Raw genomic sequence first — 17,681 nt, forward strand, 5'->3', positions numbered from 1 at the left:
CTGAACAACATCAAATCGCGGAACTGCAGGCAAGAGAAGAGATGGTGCACCTGGGTGCCTCCTTCTTCCAGCGCGGCTACGCTACCGGTTCAGCGGGCAACCTTTCTCTGTTGCTACCGGACGGAAACCTGTTGGCCACCCCCACCGGCTCATGCCTGGGGGAATTGCAGGCTGACAGACTATCGAAAGTGAACCTGAACGGTGAGTGGATCTCTGGCGATAAACCCTCGAAAGAGATTAGTTTTCACCGCGCACTTTACCAAAACAACCCGGCGTGCAAGGCGGTGGTGCATCTGCATTGCACCTACCTTACCGCGCTATCCTGCCTGCAAAACCTGGATACCGGCAATGCCATCAAACCCTTCACCCCTTACGTGGTGATGCGCGTTGGCCAGATCCCGGTGGTCCCCTATTTTCGCCCCGGCGATCTGCGGTTGGCAGAGGAGCTGGCCAAACTTGCCCCACGCTACAAAGCTTTCCTGTTGGCAAACCACGGGCCAGTGGTGACCGGTGAAAACCTGCGGGAAGCCGCGAACAATACCGAAGAGATGGAAGACGCAGCCAAGCTGATTTTCACCCTTGGCAACCGCCCAATCCGCTATTTAACCGATGATGAAATTGCCGAGTTACGGAGCTGAACCATGCCAAAATTTGCCGCCAACTTATCAATGATGTTTAACGAACTGCCATTTCTGGATCGCTTTGAGGCCGCTGCGGCGGCAGGATTCAAAGCGGTGGAATTCCTGTTCCCATACGACTACCCGGCCGAACAACTGGCCGAGAAGCTCAGGCAACAGGGTTTGCAGCAGGTGTTGTTCAATACCGCACCTGGGGATATCAGCGTGGGGGAATGGGGGCTGGCGGCCTTGCCAGGCCGTGAACAGGATGCCCGTGCGGATATCGACCGCGCCCTGGAATACGCCATTGCCCTGAAGTGCCCCAATGTCCATGTGATGGCTGGGGTAGTGCCGCCGGGTGAGGATATTGCCCGTTATCGGGAAACCTTTATCAGCAATATCCGTTACGCCGCCGATGCCTTTGCACCTCACGGCATCAAGGTGCTGATCGAAGCGCTCAGCCCGCCGGTCAAGCCAAACTATCTGTTCTCCAGCCAGCATCAGGCAGCAGAGCTGGTAGAAATTATCGATCGCCCGAACGTATTTGTTCAGTTCGATTTATTCCACGCGCAGTTGGTGGACGGCAACATTGGCAATCTGATCGCCTCACTGGCCGGGCGCTATGCCCACATCCAGATCGCATCAGTGCCCGATCGTAATGAACCCGATGACGGTGAACTGAACTACCCCTGGCTATTCGCCCAATTGGACAAAGTGGGGTATCAAGGCTGGATCGGTTGTGAATATAAGCCTCGTGGGGTAACCACGGCGGGTCTTGAATGGGTAAAACCTTACCTGTAAGACCGGGCCTGCGCCAACACCAGAAATAGACAACATAAAAATTAAATGCACCCGTATGGCCGCAAGGCGATCGCGGTGCCGGACTCTTACCTGAATAAAGGTTATTCAATGTCTCCTACTATGCTACTCATTATTGCTGTATTAGGTGTAGTGCTACTCCTGCTGATGATAATCAAGGCGAAAATTCAGCCGTTTATCGCCCTGCTGGTCGTCAGCCTGCTGGTCGCTCTTGCCAGCGGTATTCCTACCGGTGAAGTCATGAAAGTGATGACCTCCGGTATGGGGGGCGTACTGGGTTCAGTGACGATCATCATCGGTCTGGGTGCGATGTTGGGCAGAATGATCGAACATTCCGGCGGTGCGGAATCCCTGGCGCAACGCTTTAGTTCGGCACTGGGGCCAAAACGCACTATCGCTGCACTGACCATCGCCGCGTTTATCCTCGGCATTCCGGTATTCTTTGACGTTGGCTTTATCATCCTGGCACCAATCATCTACGGCTTTGCCAAAGTGGCGAAAGTTTCACCGGTGAAGTTTGGCCTGCCTGTTGCCGGGGTGATGCTGGTCGTTCACGTTGCCCTGCCGCCACATCCTGGTCCGGTAGCCGCCGCTGGGTTATTGAATGCTGATATCGGCTGGCTGACCATTGTCGGCCTGGCGATTTGCGTTCCTGTGGGGGTTATCGGTTATTTTGCGGCAAAATACCTTAACCGTAAAACCTACCCGCTTTCTATCGAAGTATTGGAGCAGTTACAACTGGCTGCGCCAGAACCGGCACCTGAGAACAAAGCCCCGCTCAGCGATCGGATCAATCCTCCCAGTGCCGGGCTGATTACCGCCCTGATCGTTATCCCTATCGCCATCATTATGCTCGGTACCGTTTCGGCCACTCTGTTGCCTGCGGGTTCGCCACTGCGTGACGCCTTGTCATTAATAGGCTCGCCAGGGGTCGCGCTGATGATCGCCCTGATGCTGGCGTTTTATTTTCTGGCTATCCGCCGTGGCTGGAGCCTTCAACACACCAGCGATGTAATGGGAGGAGCGCTACCTACCGCAGCCGTGGTGATTATGGTTACCGGTGCAGGCGGGGTGTTTGGCAAGGTGCTGGTAGAGTCTGGGGTAGGTAAAGCGCTGGCCGATGTACTAACCACCGTTGGCCTGCCGCTGATCCCGGCGGCCTTTATCATCTCGCTGGCTCTGCGTGCCTCGCAGGGTTCCGCCACCGTAGCGATTCTGACCACTGGCGGCCTGCTTTCCGAAGCGGTGATCGGCCTCAACCCGTTGCAACTGGTGCTGGTCACACTGGCAACCTGTTTTGGCGGATTAGGGCTATCGCACGTGAATGACTCCGGCTTCTGGATCGTAACCAAATACCTGGGGCTTTCTGTCGCCGATGGTCTGAAAACCTGGACGGTGCTGACCACCCTGCTAGGCTTGAGCGGTTTTGTGTTTACCTGGTTGTTGTGGCTGGCGGTCTGATTTATCTTGAACGTTATCAACCCTTATTCAAAGCGGTGCTCTGGCATCGCTTTTCTCTTGTTCAGGAACCCACTATGACCACTTTTACTGCCGCCCCGACGTTGATTACCGAGCGCCTGGTATTGGACGCGCACCGGCTGGAAGATTTTGACGCACTGGCCAGCATGTGGGCCGATCCGGCTGTGGTGCGCTATATCGGCGGCAATCCGCGTGATCGGGAAGACAGTTGGGGCCGCCTGTTGCGCTACATTGGCCATTGGCAGTTACTGGGTTATGGCTACTGGGCAGTGCGAGAGAAAGCCAGCGGTCACTACATTGGCGGCATTGGTTTCGCCGATTTTCACCGCGAAATACAACCCGCTCTCGATGTGCCGGAAATGGGATGGACGCTCATCACATCAGCCCACGGCAAAGGTTATGCTACCGAGGCGTTGAACGCCGCTTTGGCCTGGGCGAAAGACAATTTCCCGCAGGGGAAGACCGTCTGCATTATTTCGCCGGAAAACCGCGCCTCAATTGGGCTAGCGAAAAAAGTGGGATTTGTGGAAAGCCACCGCAGCGAATACCATCAGCAATCCACGGTGGTGATGCATCGGCCACTTTGAGTGGCAAGCCTCACGGCGCTGCCATCTCAAGTGCAACCTGAATAAAATGATCCCGCAGCGCATCTGGCCGCTGCGGATCCCAGGCTAACCCCACCTGCCACTCGGTTTGCTCGCCACTCAAGGCCAGGATATCAACTCCCGCAGGCACAATGTGCATAATGCTTTGCGGCAATAACGCCACGCCGACGCCTGCGGCCACCAGTGCCAACAGCGTTTGAATATCTCCCGCCTGTTGCACCACGTTGGCCTCCAGCCGATGAGCCGCGATAAAACGCAAGGATTGCTCACTCAGGCCGCGCCCGCGACGGGGTAGCAGTTGCAACAGAGGTAAACGGTGGAACTCCGCCAGCAGGTTGTCTGCACGTAATGCCAGCGCCGCCGGGGCAGCCAGCACCAGCCGATCGCTTAATAACGGAAAGGCCTGCAAGGGTTCAGTGATCGGTAAGCGCACAAATCCAGCCTGCAACTTGCCTTCCAGCAACAGCTGGCACTGCCTTTCCGAAGGGATATCCTCCAACCTGATCGCCACTGCAGGAAAACGCTGGCGAAAGGCCGACACCAACTGCGGCGCCAGATGAAAACTCGACAGCCCAAACCCTAACGCCAACCTCCCGGCTTCACCTTTGGCAACCTGCAATGCATGCAGGTGGAACTGTTCATGCTGCGTCATCAGTTCCCGCGCCTTTGGGAACAACGCCTCACCGCTCGCCGTGAGCAGTGCGCCCTGGCGGCCACGATCGAACAGGCGTGTGCCCAATTGTAATTCCAGAGCTTGAATCTGCTTGCTCAGCGCAGGCTGGGTGATACACAGCCGCGCCGCTGCCAGGTGGTAACGGCCCAGTTCAGCCAAAGTGACAAAGGCCCGTAGTTGACGAGTATCCATTCCGAAAGGTTATCAAAAGAGGAATTTAATTGATTATACAGTAATCAACTCGGCTGCTGTAATCCCAAGATGAAACCACAACAGGAGCTTGATATGACCACGACCCTGCGCGCTGCGTCGGTACAATTTCAACACCGCGCCAACGACAAAAACTATAACCTCAACATTATGGAAGGCTTTATCACCCGTGCCGCTAATGCCGGCGTGCAGGTGCTGGCCTTCCCGGAAATGTGCATTACCGGTTACTGGCACGTACGCCATCTTGCCGACAGCGATATTGCCGCGCTGGCAGAGCCTATTGCCGGCAGCCCTTCTCTCGCACGCATCCACCCGTTAGCGCAACGCTACCAGATGGCCATTGGTGTTGGGCTGATCGAACAGGATGAAGAGGGCCGCTTTTATAACGCTTATGCAGTCTGCCTGCCCGATGGCCAAACGCACGTCCATCGTAAGTTGCATCCTTTTGAGCACCCGCTGATAGTGGGTGGCGATAATTTTACCGTTTTTGATACGCCTTGGGGCGTGCGTATGGGTATCCTGATTTGCTGGGACAATAACCTGGTGGAAAATGTTCGCGCCACTACGCTGTTGGGGGCAGATATCCTGTTTGCTCCCCACCAGACCGGCGGAACCCACTCGCGCAGCCCGCATGGCATGAAGCCTTTGCCCTTGGGGTTATGGCAGCGTAGGGAAGAAGACCCTGCGGCAATCGAAGCGGCTTTCCGGGGTGAAAACGGCCGGGGTTGGTTAATGCGCTGGCTACCTGCCCGCGCCCATGATAATGGGATATTTATTCTGTTCAGCAATGGCGTGGGACGTGATGATGATGAGATCCGCACGGGTAATGCAATGATCCTTGATCCCTATGGCCGTATCGTCGCCGAGACCTGGGTAGCGCAAGATAATATGGTTACCGCCGATCTGGACCTTTCATTAATCCCGATGAGCACCGGCAGGCGTTGGATCCATGGCCGCCGCCCAGAACTGTACGGGCTGCTCAGCGAGCCACAAGGCTATGAACGTGATGCACGCACCGCCCGGTTTTCCTTACAACCGACCACGATAACCGGCAGAAAACACCGATAAACACCGTTCTCAGCGGCAAAAAAATCCGCCCAAAAGGCGGATTTTTAACGGGTGCAGCAATCAGGGCCACACGCTCACGCCCGAAAGCGCGGCAAAATCTTAGAAGCGGTAACCGACACCCACGTTCCAGGTGCCAACGTCAACGCTGCGAATACGGCTCTGCTCGTAACCCACATCCAGAGCAACCTGTTGCATTGGGTTGAACTGCAGGCCCGCGCCATAGGTAAAGCCATAGTCGCTGGTGCTGTTGTTGTCGCTACCATCTTGAGCATTGGTAGTGAATTTACCGTAGCCCACACCGATCACACCGTAGATGCTTGCCCAGTCGTTGAAACGGAAAGCTGGACCGGCAGTGATGGAGTTGTACTGAGCTTTATCGTAGAAACCGTTCTCAGAACCGTTCTTCTCCAGGTGAGTGAAAGAACCGATCACACCCAGAGGGCTGTTGTCGTATTCGTAACGGTATTTCAGGTTGAAACCGTCGGCCTTGTTAACAACGCCTTGAAAATCACCCATTGCGTAGCCACCGGATACGGTGCTCTGGCCTGCAACTGCGGTACCTGCGGTCACTGCTAACACACAAGCTGCTACTGCGGAAAGACATGCAATTTTTTTCATAACCACCTCAAACGCGTTTTATTATTAAAATACATCAATTCGTTCATACGTTGAAAATATAGCAAAAATTAGCGTGAAACTCTGCCTTTAAAACAGTGTCTAAAGCTTTATATCGTGTAACAGGAAATTACAAGAGCACTTCATCCGTCTAATTTTCCTATATTTTCGCCGGTATTCTATCCCTTTCTGTGACGATAATCACCTATCCGATATACAGACAATTCTTAATTTTGGCCTATTTTTTAGCCAATGGAACCATCTTCAAGCAAAAATTTGACAGATTTGTTTTGCCGCACGCTTTTCGTCAACACCATCCTGCCAATTCCTTTACACTGGGCAACATCTATATACCTTCCCTGACGAAGGGAAACCGATAAAGGCCTGAAAGGATGTCTTCGTCTGTAACCACCAAAGCCTCTTCTACGCTGGTGCCTGTGTGTTTGCTGATCGTCGCGATGATCTCAATCCAGAGCGGCGCTTCGCTCGCCAAAAGCCTGTTCCCGCTGGTAGGCGCAGAAGGGATCACAACCCTGCGTTTAAGCATAGGTACGCTGATACTGTTTGTTATTTTCCGCCCGTGGCGGATGCGCTTTGCGGCTGGCAGCCGGTTGCCGTTGTTAATCTATGGGCTGTCACTGGGGGCGATGAACTATCTGTTTTATCTTTCTTTGCGCACGGTGCCACTCGGCATCGCCGTTGCGTTGGAGTTCACCGGACCGCTGGCGGTTGCGATGTTCTCTTCCCGTCGCCCCATTGATTTTCTCTGGGTCGCGCTGGCCATAGCAGGGCTGTGGTTCCTGCTGCCTCTGGGCCACGATATGGGCAGCATCGATCCCTTGGGGGCAGCCTGCGCGTTGGGAGCAGGAGCTTGCTGGGCTATCTACATTATCTTCGGCCAGAAAGCGGGCGGGGATCACGGCCCAGGCACCGTGGCCGTCGGTTCGTTAATTGCCGCCCTGGTGTTTTGCCCAATCGGGGCCTGGCAAGCGGGCAGTGCGCTGTTGAATGTGGATATTCTTCCGGTGGCGCTGGCTGTGGCAATCCTCTCTACGGCGCTGCCCTATTCATTGGAAATTATCGCATTACCTAAAATCCCGGCACGGACTTTTGGAACCTTGATGAGCCTGGAACCGGCCTTGGCCGCCCTGTCCGGCATGATCTTCCTTAATGAGCATCTTAATACGGTGCAGTGGCTGGCCTTGGCCGCCATTATCACTGCCTCTATGGGAGCCACCCTGACCATCAAACCCAAGCCACAGATTGAAAACCTGTCCTGAACGCTGAGGCGCACGGGTTTCCCCTGCGCCGCAGTAAAATAAATCCTGACGATGATGCGTGATTGCTGCCCAGTTAACTTTTTCCCTGCGGATAATAGCCATACTCAGCCTGTGTCCTTTTAGTCATTTTTATTTCTTTATCACGGAGAATCAGGATGATATACGGCAGTTTGTACAATCCCCGCTTTGGGCGTGGCCTCTCACCCGCGTTAGCGAATATCCTCAATACCGTTCGCCAGTATGATTTGCCTGGCCTGCAACTGGGGCGACACGAGATCGATGGCGATCGGGTGTTTATGAACGTAATGGAAGTGGTCACAGAACCCGCTGAAAACAAACGCGCGGAGATCCACCAGGAATATCTGGATATTCAGATCCTGATCGGGGGAGAAGAAAGGATCGACTTTGGCCTGCCAGGCAGTTGGGACAGCAACGATCCCTATGATGAAAGCAAAGATCTGCAAATGCTGGATATCAAACGCAGCCCGCAGACCCTGAATCTGACACCTGGCATGTACGTGATTTTCTTCCCACTGGAGCCACATAAACCTGGATGCCAGGTACAGGGGCCCCAGAACATCAAGAAAGTGGTGGTGAAAGTACACTACGAATTGCTGCTGTAGAACCAACAAAGGGCCGGTCGGCAGGCCGGCTTAAAACGCCTTAGATTTTTTGCGCCGCTTCCTTTACTGCGGGTTCTGGCAGTGAAGCCAGAAACGCCGCCGTTTCCTTCGGTGAACGCAAATGAATAAAACGGATATGGCGGTTGTCCACATGCTGCTTTTCTGCCTGATATTTTTTGCGGTTCTGGTGGTAAGTTTTCAAGGTCCACAAAATTATCGACTCGCGACTAAAAAAGGAACGGCGGAAGCTTTCACAATTACCGGTTCCTGGCCATAGTTCGGTTTTGTGCCAGGCGCGCACTGCGGCACGGCGAGTCGCCTGCCATAACGTCCTGCAAAACCCGTAATCCACCCAGACCACCCAGTCAACCTCGCGCCATTTCACAATTTTAGAGCGCTTATAATTACCGTCTAATACCCAGCCCAAAGCGGCTACTGCCAATGCCTGTTCAATTCGCATCAGAAATTCTTCGTCATCCGTGCCCTGCCAGTCTGGTTGCCAGTAGAGCCTGTCCATCTCGATATAGGGTACGGCCAATTTTTGTGCCAACTGACGCGCAACGGTGCTCTTACCGCTGCCGCTGGTGCCCACGACATTGATTTTCATGCGTCCAGACTCGGTTAATTGCAGAGCTGGAAATTTTAGCCTAGTGATAATTACCTAGCAATATGAATTAGCGGAGGAAAAACCGGTTGAAACTCCGCAGAAATATTCTGTAAGCATTATAATTTGAAATAACAACCCAAATTGTGGTTATTATTAATGGGGAACCTGACCCGCTTTATCTTAATAAGTTAAAACCATTAAATATCAATAACAAAAGTCACATCAATTGTTATATCCCCCTACCCGTAAAATAGCTATCGATTATTGCCTATTAATTGAATAGCCACTTTCGCCCAGCAAAACCAAATAACGCTGCTATAATTATTCCCGACACAAAAATAGGACAATACACTATCAAGAAGAGGATATTTGATATGAGTACCGCTAAACTGGTGAAAACGAAATCTTCTGATCTGCTGTACACACGTAATGATGTGGATGAAAAAGCCAAGCAGGCAGCTATCAAGGCGCTGAATCATCAGGTTGTGCTGTTTATTGACCTGTCGTTGATCACCAAACAGGCGCATTGGAACATGCGGGGTGCCAACTTTATTGCCGTCCATGAAATGCTCGATGGCTTCCGTACCGCCATCATCGAACATCAGGATACTTTTGCCGAGCGCGTGGTTCAACTCGGTGGAGTCGCACTGGGCACCGTGCAGGTGGTGAATGATAAAACCTCACTGAAAAGCTACCCGACCCATATTCACAGCGTCCAGGAACACCTGAAAGCGTTGGCCGATCGTTATGGCGTGGTCGCCAATGAGATCCGTAAAGCCATAACCGAAGTTGAAGATGAAGATACCGCCGACATGTTCACCGCCGCCTCACGCGATCTGGACAAGTTCCTGTGGTTTATCGAGTCGAATATTGAATAACCCGTTGTTACTTGAAGCTGCGGCGTTGTTGGTTGCGAGGGTGGACTCCCGTCTTTTACCTGTGTAAGCCCAGGGGCCGCCTGGCTGTGCCGTACAAGGATGTACAAATGCTGCGGGCGCATGGAGGCGCTGGAGCGGCCAACGCCGATGACTTTGGGGATAATCAATCCGGCCCGCCACGCGGGGAATGACAGGCTGCGGGTCTATGCCCCAGCCTGTTTTTTTATCTGTACGTTGAGTTGTATAAAAAAACGCTGGATTAAACTGAGAGTATCTTCACCCATTCAAATAATGGCGAGGTAATAAGCATGGCAAGCGGATGGGCAGCAGACGGCGCAGTACAGGATCAGATTGATTCTACCGTGGATGACGCCGTGCAACGTGCTCGCCAGACCCTAGGTAAGGGTGAGAGCGAACATTATTGCCTGGAATGTGGCGAAGAAATCCCCGTAGCCAGACGAAATGCATTACAAGGAGTGCGTTACTGTCTGGCTTGCCAGACTGCGCTGGATAAAAAGCACTCCGCCACCAGCCTTTATAACCGCCGGGGCAGCAAAGACAGCCAACTGCGTTGACTCATTTCCGGCCTGAACGTCCAGCTTTGCACCAAAGACAATCAAAGTGCAGATAAAAGTTAGAGTTAGTTATCAGAATTGAAGCATAAAAGTTAATTATCGGTTGTTTCCGGCTGGTTTTTTGGTTAATGATAAGCCGGTTGCACCACAGCTGCCGCAACGCACCATTTTAGCGCCCCATAATGGTGCAAAATAATTATAATTTGCTTTCCGGGCACAACATCACAACACAACCCTTTGTTTTTAAAATGATTGCAAACTTGGCACGATTCTTCCATAGCACAAAATGCAACATAAAAAATGGGTAATCCGCAACCTGTACAGGAATTCCTCTCATGAAGTCTATTTTTAAAGTCTCCCTGGCCGCACTTTCCCTGGCCTTTGCTGTAAGTTCCCACGCAGCGGACAAGCTGGTTGTCGCCACGGACACCGCCTTCGTTCCGTTTGAATTCAAACAGGGTGATAAATACGTTGGTTTTGATATCGACTTATGGGCAGCTATCGCTAAAGAGCTGAAGCTGGATTACACCCTCAAACCTATGGATTTCAGCGGCATTATCCCTGCGCTGCAAACCAAGAACGTGGATCTGGCACTGGCTGGCATCACCATTACCGACGAGCGTAAGAAAGCCATCGAGTTCTCTGATGGCTATTACAAAAGCGGCCTGCTGGTCATGGTTAACGCCGATAACGACAGCGTTAAAAGCATCAAGGATCTGGACGGTAAAGTCGTTGCGGTCAAAAGCGGCACCGGCTCGGTGGATTACGCCAAACAGAACGTAAAAACCAAAGACCTGCGCCAGTTCCCGAACATCGACAACGCCTATATGGAGTTGGGCACCAAGCGTGCTGATGCGGTACTGCACGACACGCCAAACATCCTGTACTTCATCAAAACCGCAGGTGCTGGCAAGTTCAAAACCGTTGGCGAATCACTGGAAGCACAGCAATACGGCATCGCGTTCCCGAAAGGCAGCGACGAACTGCGTGTGAAAGTGAACGCTGCGCTGCAAACCCTGCGTGATAACGGTACTTACAACGAAATCTACAAAAAATGGTTTGGTACCGAACCTAAGTAATTTATTACGTAGCGATGTTTTACCTTAGAAATCGCAAGCTGCGGCTTGAAAAACGACGGGTATATTAAGTTAAGCACAGGGGAGGTGTTCTCGCCCCTGCGCTTTGTTGTATCTGATTCCCTTGTTTGGGATCACCGGGAGAAATACCATGCAGTTCGACTGGAGCGCCATTTGGCCCGCCATCCCTATTTTGTTAGAAGGTGCCAAGATGACCCTGTGGATTTCGGTCCTCGGTCTGATTGGCGGCCTGATCATCGGCCTCGTCGCAGGCTTTGCCCGCACCTATGGCGGCTGGATCGCCAACCACGTAGCGCTGATTTTTATTGAAGTGATCCGCGGCACGCCCATCGTAGTACAGGTGATGTTTATCTACTTCGCCCTGCCGATGGCATTTACCGATTTCCGCATCGATCCTTTAACCGCCGCCGTGGTCACCATCATGATCAACTCAGGCGCTTATATCGCGGAGATTACCCGTGGTGCGGTGCTGTCGATCCACAGTGGTTTCCGTGAAGCCGGGCTGGCGCTAGGCCTGTCACGCCGCGAGACTATCCGTTATGTGATCATGCCGCTGGCCCTGCGTCGTATGCTGCCGCCGTTGGGTAACCAGTGGATCATCAGCATCAAAGACACCTCGCTGTTTATTGTGATCGGCGTGGCGGAACTGACCCGTCAAGGTCAGGAAATCATTGCCGGTAACTTCCGCGCGCTGGAAATCTGGAGCGCCGTGGCGGTTATTTATCTGCTTATTACTCTGGTGCTGAGCTTCGTGCTGCGTCGTCTGGAAAGAAGGATGAAAATCCTGTGATTGAATTTAAAAATGTCTCCAAGCACTTTGGCCCAACCCAGGTGCTGCACAATATCGACCTGAATATCCAGCAAGGTGAAGTGGTCGTGATCATCGGCCCTTCGGGTTCCGGTAAATCCACCCTGCTGCGCTGCATCAACAAGCTCGAAGAGATCACCAGCGGTGAACTGGTGGTTGATGGCCTGAAGGTGAACGACCCGAAAGTGGACGATCGCCTGATCCGTCAGGAGGCCGGTATGGTGTTCCAGCAGTTCTACCTGTTCCCGCATCTGACCGCACTGGAAAACGTCGCCTTTGGCCCAATCCGCGTCCGTGGTTTGAAAAAGGCGCAAGCCGAGACGCTGGCGCGCGAGCTGTTGGCCAAAGTCGGGCTGGCCGAGCGTGCTCACCACTTCCCTTCCGAGCTTTCCGGTGGGCAGCAACAGCGTGTGGCCATTGCCCGTGCGCTGGCGGTGAAACCAAAAATGATGCTGTTCGATGAGCCAACCTCGGCACTCGATCCAGAACTGCGCCACGAAGTATTGAAGGTCATGCAAGACCTGGCGGAAGAAGGCATGACGATGGTGATCGTGACTCACGAAGTCGGTTTTGCCGAGAAGGTGGCTTCACGGCTGATCTTCATCGACAAAGGCCGGGTGGCGGAAGACGGCAACCCACATGACCTGATCAACAACCCTCCGAGCCAGCGTCTGCGCGAGTTCCTGCAACACGTTTCCTGATAGTTGCTGGCCAAAAGCGGGCACCTGCGTGCCCGCTTAACTCAGTGAATAATCTCCCCTTGCTTGAGCGCCATAAACGCCTGCATCAGCCTCACCACATCCTGCATGCCGACATTGACCTGATTGATCACTTCCCCAGCCTCCCTGGCGCGAGCCACACCACCACCGGCCTGTTCCACACAGGTAGCCATACCTTCAATAGCCGCCTTCACTCCTTGCTGGATGGTCTTGGTCATGTGTTCAATCTCGGTGGCCGCTTTACGGGACTGCTCGGCCAGCGTGCGTACCTCGTTGGCCACAACGGCAAAACCGCGCCCATGCTCCCCGGCGTGGGCCGCTTCAATCGAAGCATTGATGGCCAGCAAATTGGTTTGTGCGGCAATTTTGCGAATAGCCTCAACGATGGCGCCTATCTGCTGTGAACAACGCCCCAAATCGCTGACGACCTCTGAAGTCTGCCTGGCGGCCACCTCCACCTGCTGCATCCCCTGCACCGCCTGTTGAACAATGATTGTGCCCTGCGCGGCAGTTTTGTCGGTGCCTAAAGAAAGTTGATGGACATTGCGTACCATCTCCTCCTCATGGTGCTGCTGAAACATCAAGCGTGTGATGTCCTGCGCTATCTTGACCACCTTCAACACTCGCCCTTCGTTATCCATGATCGGGTTATAGCTGGCTTCCAGCCACACCCGTTCACCACGTTGATTTTGGCGCTCAAAGCGACCGGTAATAAACTCCCCACCAGCCAAACGCTGCCAGTGTTGACGATAGTCCTCAGAATCAGCAAACTCTGGGGTACACAATATGCTGTGTGCCTGCCCACACGCCTCTTCCAGCCGATATCCCATCAGATTAAGCATATTTTCGTTGGCATCCAGAATAATGCCGGTTGGAGAAAAGGTGATCATAGCCATCGAGCGATTGAGCGCCGTTAACAGGCTCTGATGTTCCTGAGCCTGAATAATGCGTTCGGTCACTACGCTGGCGATTTTGACTATTTCCACCACGCGTCCCTGCTTATCCAATACCGGGGTATACGTCCCCTGCAACCAGACAACTTCCCCATCCTTGCGGATCCGCCGAATATTATCGGTAATGGGTTCACCCCGATTTAATCTATTCCAATGGCGCAGGTAGGCCGGGCTGGCGGCATATTTTCCGTCACAAAAGAGACGATGATGTTGGCCAATCACCTCATGGCGCTGGAATCCCAACGTCTGCAGAAAAAGATCGTTAGCCCGTAGTACGGTGCCATCGGGTTTGAACACGATCATCGCCACCGCATCTTCGATAGCGCTTAATTCAGCACGCCAAGGTGGAGTTAACTGGCTGAAACGTAGAAACATAGGGTAAGAGTCCTTCAGGTAGATGAGTTTACCGCACGCGTTCTCTGTTGTTTTATCTGCACGCTTTGCCCACTTACAGACGCGCAGACACCTCGGCAATTGCGCACAGTCAATCGCCCAGGCTAACCGGATATAAAATGCTCTATAACAAGGTAATTACTGAGTTGGGATTATTATTATCTGAAGCTGTATTGAGGATAACGCAAGAGATACAGAATGAAAGGAAGCACAGAATAAATAATCGTTGCCGATGAATTCACCGGCAACGGTCAGATTATTGCCAGCGTTCTGCCGCCCATGCGGCCTGCTGCTCGGCATCGTGGAACGTCCAGGCAACAAAGCGGCTAATCTTCTGCCCCTGTGCCATTTCGATGGTTCGCACCTCTGCGGCACCCGCCTGCTTAAGCGCGTAGTAAATGGCCGGCAGAGTGGTGTTTTTGGAGATCAGTGAAGTGAACCACAGGCAGTTTTTCGCCTTACCGACGCTCTCTTCCACCATCTTGCGCACAAAGGCTTCTTCCCCACCCTCGCACCACAGCTCATTGTTCTTGCCACCAAAGTTTTGCACCGGTTTGTCTGCCACTTCACCCTTGCCCAATTTGTGCAGTTTGAGGCGTGTGCTGGCACGAGCCTCCTGTTCTGAACCATGGAACGGCGGGTTGCACAGTGTGGCATCAAAGCGCTCAGCCACGCCAATAATGCCATTGAAAATAAATTCCGGCTGTTTCTGCTGGCGCAGGCGCACCGTGTTTTTCAACGTTGAGTTCATGGCGACAATCATCTTGGCGGCGCCAAGGGAGATCGGATCGGTTTCCGTGCCGGTAAAACGCCAACCATATTCACGCTGACCGATGATCGGATAAATACAGTTTGCCCCGACGCCAATATCCAGGATCGCCACACCTTTGCCCCGAGGGATCTCGCCGCCGTTGCTGGTTGCCAGCAGATCCGCCAGATGGTGGACATAGTCGGCCCGTCCTGGGATCGGTGGGCAAAGGTAATCGGCGGGGATATCCCAGTGCTCGATGCCGTAAAAGTGTTGCAGCAAAGCACGGTTAAGCATTTTCACCGCGGCAGGATCGGCGAAATCTACCGAAATATCGCCCCAGGCATTGGGTTTTACAAACGGCTCCAGCGGCGGGCAACTGGCAATCAGCTCCGGAAAATCATAACGTGAGCGATGGCGATTGCGCGGATGCAGTCCGCGTTTCTGCTGCGGGAAACTTTTCTTTTTTCCACCGTGACGAGTTCTCTGAAAAGGGTTTTCTGGCGCGTAAGATAGCACAAAGACCGGCAAAAAGGGCGCCAAGGCACTTGCAGCCGGTGTGAAAACCACCAGAATGGGCATTGTGATGCTTCTTCTTTGGAAAAGGGCCAGGTTAAGAACGTTGGCCAGGGTGATATCCCCCTCTTCCCGAAGGAGAGGCGACCGTTCGCGTCTGCTGACGCAGCTTTGTCCCAACAGATCATGGGTTTGGTCCTTACTTATAAAGGGTATTTATGAGCAGTGAACCACGTTATTACTATGAACCGGCGACGGGTCATGGTTTGCCACACGATCCGCTGAACGCCATCGTCGGCCCACGCCCCATCGGCTGGATCTCTTCTCTCAGCGCCAGCGGCCAGCGCAACCTGGCACCTTACAGCTTCTTCAACTGTTTCAACTATCGGCCACCGATCATCGGTTTTGCCAGCTCAGGCTGGAAGGACAGCGTCGCCAACATTGTAGAAACCGGTGAGTTCGTCTGGAACCTGACGACCCGCCCGCTGGCAGAAGCCATGAATAACAGCTCGGCCTCGTTGCCCCGTGGTGAAGATGAGTTTGCCTTTGCCGGATTGACGCCAATCCCTGGGCGGCGCGTCAAGGCCGAACGCGTAGCGGAAAGCCCGGTCAACTTTGAATGCAGGTTAACCCAATGCATTCAGTTACAGAGCGCAGCAGGCGAAAAGGTGGATACCTGGTTGGTCCTGGGGGAAGTGATAGCGGTGCATATCGATCCAACGCTGTTGGATGAGCACGGTATTTACCAGACTGCGGCGGCGGAACCGGTATTACGCGCCGGTGGGCCAACCGCTTATTACGGTATCTCTGAGCAACACCGTTTCGATCTGGTCCGCCCGGAGGCAGGTAAATAATGGCTGAGGCAGAGAGACTCCCCTCTCTGCCAATCAGCGTAACTGGTTTTGTTGCGACCAGTAGGCCAACAGATGCAGGCTGGCGGAATAGTAATCCTCGTCGGGAGCCAACTGGCTGGTAAGCGGCCCTGTGTCCCCGACTACATGATCCCTGATCGCCCTCATCCCCTGACTTTGGTTATATTCGGAGCGTTGCCCGCTGAGCACGTCAATCCAGGCAGGTGCCGATCGGCGGTCATAGCCACGCCAAAAACTGGCGAAGGGCCTGAGTGCCGGACTGTCAGCCTGATACCATTGGATATATAACGGAATGCGCACTGCATCAAAGCCAAAACGCGGTGGCCAGCCCTTCGCCGGGGCCATTTGCCCGTTGGCCTGCAGCCTGACCCAATCAGTGGGCAGCCGTGGTTTACCAAAGGACATTTTGCCGATCATCGCCAAACCATCATCGCTGAGGTTTTTCCATACCAACAGATGCGTATCTTCATAGAACGCCTGCCAGGCAGGGAAGACAAAATAAGAAGGATTAACGATCACCGCATCAGCCTGCTTAAAACCGTTAACGCCGGGCAGCATCAGTTGATAACCGGCGTAGTCGATCAAGGTATGTCTCAGCAGGGAACGCTGGATCTGGGCCGACGAGATCAGATAGGCAGTAACCCCCATTTCTTGCCCGCTTCCAACAAGGCCCAGGCGATAAAGATATCGCCGTCGGTAGCATTGTTTTTATCCGCTACGGGGTTGGGCTTCCCCGGCTCATAGCGCCAGGAAAACAGCCCGATATCCTTACGGTATAAGGTGGCGTTGGTCCACTGCCAGATATTGTCAAAGGTCGCGCGATCGTTGTTATAAACCGCCAGCAGCATGGCAAAGCCCTGCCCTTCGGTATGACTGACATTGTCGTTGCCGGTATCAACAATTCGCCCGTCAGATAACAAGAAACGTTGCTTGTATTGCGCCCAACCGGCGTCCGCAGCCAGCGTGCTAAAGGAAAACAGTAGCCCTACCATCACGAAAAATGTTTTGAACCCACCGAGCATTCCTTTCGCCGCCATAACTTACCTTCGCTGCTCATTGCGATAGCAAAACACCAACGCATTGTCCTTGGCCGGGCCACGCCAGCGCAGAGAAACATGAGACTCCCCCTTGCGCCAGCAGCCAGGCGTCATATAACCCTTCGAGCACAGAGGCAAAAGAGAGAGCCCAGGCCGCTTCGCTGTCCGGATCGGCGCTATGCGGGTAAGCATAATGCGACAGCAGCATCTGCTCCCCCGACGCTTCGATCTGTACCCAACCCCAATCAAAATGGCGCAACATGGCGTTAAGGCTATCTTCCAGATCGCCTAAGGTCTCTGCCTGCGACAACGGTAGCTTTCTTGCCAGATTGCCCCCCATCAGACGCAGAAAATCCCGGCTATCCGCATCATCGGCGGAAGCCTGAATGCCTGAAAACACCACTTCAATCAGATCCTGCCAACCCGGTTTGAACTGACGCTGACGATAATAATCAAGCTCGTACGACGCGTTATTAATATCTTGCATGG

At 53.4% G+C, this 17,681-nt stretch carries 19 protein-coding genes and 1 pseudogene; 13 read left to right on the forward strand and 7 right to left on the reverse strand.

Annotated elements, in window-relative coordinates; all coding sequences use genetic code 11:
• Window positions 1-14: 14 nt before the first annotated feature.
• The 4 genes from ACQ86O_RS23510 to ACQ86O_RS23525 all read left to right on the forward strand — a co-directional run bounded on the left by ACQ86O_RS23510 (window position 15) and on the right by ACQ86O_RS23525 (window position 3,502).
• Window positions 15-638: an aldolase gene (locus tag ACQ86O_RS23510; RefSeq protein WP_431225816.1), complete on the forward strand. Its 624-nt coding sequence runs from the start codon at window positions 15-17 to the stop codon at window positions 636-638.
• Between the two features lie 3 nt (window positions 639-641).
• Window positions 642-1,418, forward strand: a complete 777-nt coding sequence (locus tag ACQ86O_RS23515) for an HPr family phosphocarrier protein (RefSeq protein WP_431223084.1) — start codon at window positions 642-644, stop codon at window positions 1,416-1,418.
• A 108-nt stretch (window positions 1,419-1,526) separates the two neighbouring features.
• Entirely contained in the window at window positions 1,527-2,897 is a 1,371-nt protein-coding gene (locus tag ACQ86O_RS23520; protein ID WP_431223085.1) for a GntP family transporter, read from the forward strand.
• Between the two features lie 74 nt (window positions 2,898-2,971).
• On the forward strand, window positions 2,972-3,502 hold the full coding sequence (locus ACQ86O_RS23525; RefSeq protein ID WP_431223086.1) for a GNAT family N-acetyltransferase: 531 nt from the start codon (window positions 2,972-2,974) through the stop codon (window positions 3,500-3,502).
• A 10-nt stretch (window positions 3,503-3,512) separates the two neighbouring features.
• Here the strand turns inward: ACQ86O_RS23525 and ACQ86O_RS23530 are convergent, their stop codons facing one another.
• Window positions 3,513-4,385, reverse strand: coding sequence for a LysR family transcriptional regulator (locus tag ACQ86O_RS23530; protein WP_431223087.1), 873 nt, complete (start codon window positions 4,383-4,385; stop codon window positions 3,513-3,515).
• A gap of 93 nt (window positions 4,386-4,478) precedes the next feature.
• Between ACQ86O_RS23530 and ACQ86O_RS23535 the strand changes: the two genes are divergently transcribed.
• Window positions 4,479-5,471, forward strand: a complete 993-nt coding sequence (locus ACQ86O_RS23535; protein WP_431223088.1) for a nitrilase family protein — start codon at window positions 4,479-4,481, stop codon at window positions 5,469-5,471.
• Between the two features lie 99 nt (window positions 5,472-5,570).
• Here ACQ86O_RS23535 and ompX read toward each other — a convergent pair whose 3' ends face one another.
• Entirely contained in the window at window positions 5,571-6,089 is a 519-nt protein-coding gene (ompX, locus tag ACQ86O_RS23540) for an outer membrane protein OmpX (protein ID WP_431223089.1), read from the reverse strand.
• A 389-nt stretch (window positions 6,090-6,478) separates the two neighbouring features.
• Between ompX and rhtA the strand changes: the two genes are divergently transcribed.
• Together rhtA and nanQ are read left to right on the forward strand one after the other, a co-directional pair.
• Entirely contained in the window at window positions 6,479-7,366 is an 888-nt protein-coding gene (gene rhtA, locus ACQ86O_RS23545; RefSeq protein ID WP_431223090.1) for a threonine/homoserine exporter RhtA, read from the forward strand.
• A gap of 155 nt (window positions 7,367-7,521) precedes the next feature.
• Entirely contained in the window at window positions 7,522-7,989 is a 468-nt protein-coding gene (nanQ, locus tag ACQ86O_RS23550) for an N-acetylneuraminate anomerase (RefSeq protein ID WP_431223091.1), read from the forward strand.
• A 40-nt stretch (window positions 7,990-8,029) separates the two neighbouring features.
• Here nanQ and ACQ86O_RS23555 read toward each other — a convergent pair whose 3' ends face one another.
• Complete coding sequence (locus tag ACQ86O_RS23555; protein WP_431223092.1) at window positions 8,030-8,596, reverse strand: shikimate kinase; 567 nt, start codon at window positions 8,594-8,596, stop codon at window positions 8,030-8,032.
• A 374-nt stretch (window positions 8,597-8,970) separates the two neighbouring features.
• Between ACQ86O_RS23555 and dps the strand changes: the two genes are divergently transcribed.
• The 5 genes from dps to glnQ all read left to right on the forward strand — a co-directional run bounded on the left by dps (window position 8,971) and on the right by glnQ (window position 12,655).
• The gene (gene dps / locus ACQ86O_RS23560; RefSeq protein ID WP_431223093.1) at window positions 8,971-9,474 is read left to right on the forward strand and encodes a DNA starvation/stationary phase protection protein Dps; all 504 of its coding nucleotides are present in this window, start codon (window positions 8,971-8,973) and stop codon (window positions 9,472-9,474) included.
• 308 nt (window positions 9,475-9,782) lie between these two features.
• The gene (locus tag ACQ86O_RS23565) at window positions 9,783-10,049 is read left to right on the forward strand and encodes a DksA/TraR family C4-type zinc finger protein (protein ID WP_431223094.1); all 267 of its coding nucleotides are present in this window, start codon (window positions 9,783-9,785) and stop codon (window positions 10,047-10,049) included.
• 335 nt (window positions 10,050-10,384) lie between these two features.
• The gene (gene glnH / locus ACQ86O_RS23570; protein WP_431223095.1) at window positions 10,385-11,128 is read left to right on the forward strand and encodes a glutamine ABC transporter substrate-binding protein GlnH; all 744 of its coding nucleotides are present in this window, start codon (window positions 10,385-10,387) and stop codon (window positions 11,126-11,128) included.
• Window positions 11,129-11,276: 148 nt separating this feature from the next.
• On the forward strand, window positions 11,277-11,936 hold the full coding sequence (gene glnP / locus ACQ86O_RS23575; protein ID WP_431223096.1) for a glutamine ABC transporter permease GlnP: 660 nt from the start codon (window positions 11,277-11,279) through the stop codon (window positions 11,934-11,936).
• On the forward strand, window positions 11,933-12,655 hold the full coding sequence (gene glnQ, locus ACQ86O_RS23580; RefSeq protein ID WP_431223097.1) for a glutamine ABC transporter ATP-binding protein GlnQ: 723 nt from the start codon (window positions 11,933-11,935) through the stop codon (window positions 12,653-12,655). The genes glnP and glnQ overlap by 4 nt, the downstream gene beginning before the upstream one ends.
• A 41-nt stretch (window positions 12,656-12,696) precedes the next feature.
• Here the strand turns inward: glnQ and ACQ86O_RS23585 are convergent, their stop codons facing one another.
• The gene (locus tag ACQ86O_RS23585; RefSeq protein ID WP_431223098.1) at window positions 12,697-14,001 is read right to left on the reverse strand and encodes a methyl-accepting chemotaxis protein; all 1,305 of its coding nucleotides are present in this window, start codon (window positions 13,999-14,001) and stop codon (window positions 12,697-12,699) included.
• 274 nt (window positions 14,002-14,275) lie between these two features.
• Window positions 14,276-15,349: a 23S rRNA (adenine(1618)-N(6))-methyltransferase RlmF gene (gene rlmF, locus ACQ86O_RS23590; RefSeq protein ID WP_431223099.1), complete on the reverse strand. Its 1,074-nt coding sequence runs from the start codon at window positions 15,347-15,349 to the stop codon at window positions 14,276-14,278.
• 152 nt (window positions 15,350-15,501) lie between these two features.
• Here rlmF and ACQ86O_RS23595 point away from each other — a divergent pair, with 152 nt between their 5' ends.
• Window positions 15,502-16,137 (forward strand): flavin reductase family protein, encoded by a 636-nt coding sequence (locus tag ACQ86O_RS23595; RefSeq protein WP_431223100.1) that lies wholly within the window; start codon window positions 15,502-15,504, stop codon window positions 16,135-16,137.
• A gap of 33 nt (window positions 16,138-16,170) precedes the next feature.
• On the opposite strand, the pseudogene ACQ86O_RS23600 reads toward ACQ86O_RS23595, so the two are convergent.
• Both ACQ86O_RS23600 and bcsD read right to left on the reverse strand, forming a co-directional pair.
• A pseudogene (locus ACQ86O_RS23600) lies at window positions 16,171-17,192 on the reverse strand (glycosyl hydrolase family 8).
• A 16-nt stretch (window positions 17,193-17,208) separates the two neighbouring features.
• Complete coding sequence (gene bcsD / locus ACQ86O_RS23605) at window positions 17,209-17,679, reverse strand: cellulose biosynthesis protein BcsD (RefSeq protein ID WP_431223101.1); 471 nt, start codon at window positions 17,677-17,679, stop codon at window positions 17,209-17,211.
• Window positions 17,680-17,681: the final 2 nt, after the last annotated feature.

It is taken from the genome of Serratia sp. L9 (assembly GCF_050632285.1).
Taxonomy (GTDB): domain Bacteria; phylum Pseudomonadota; class Gammaproteobacteria; order Enterobacterales; family Enterobacteriaceae; genus Chania.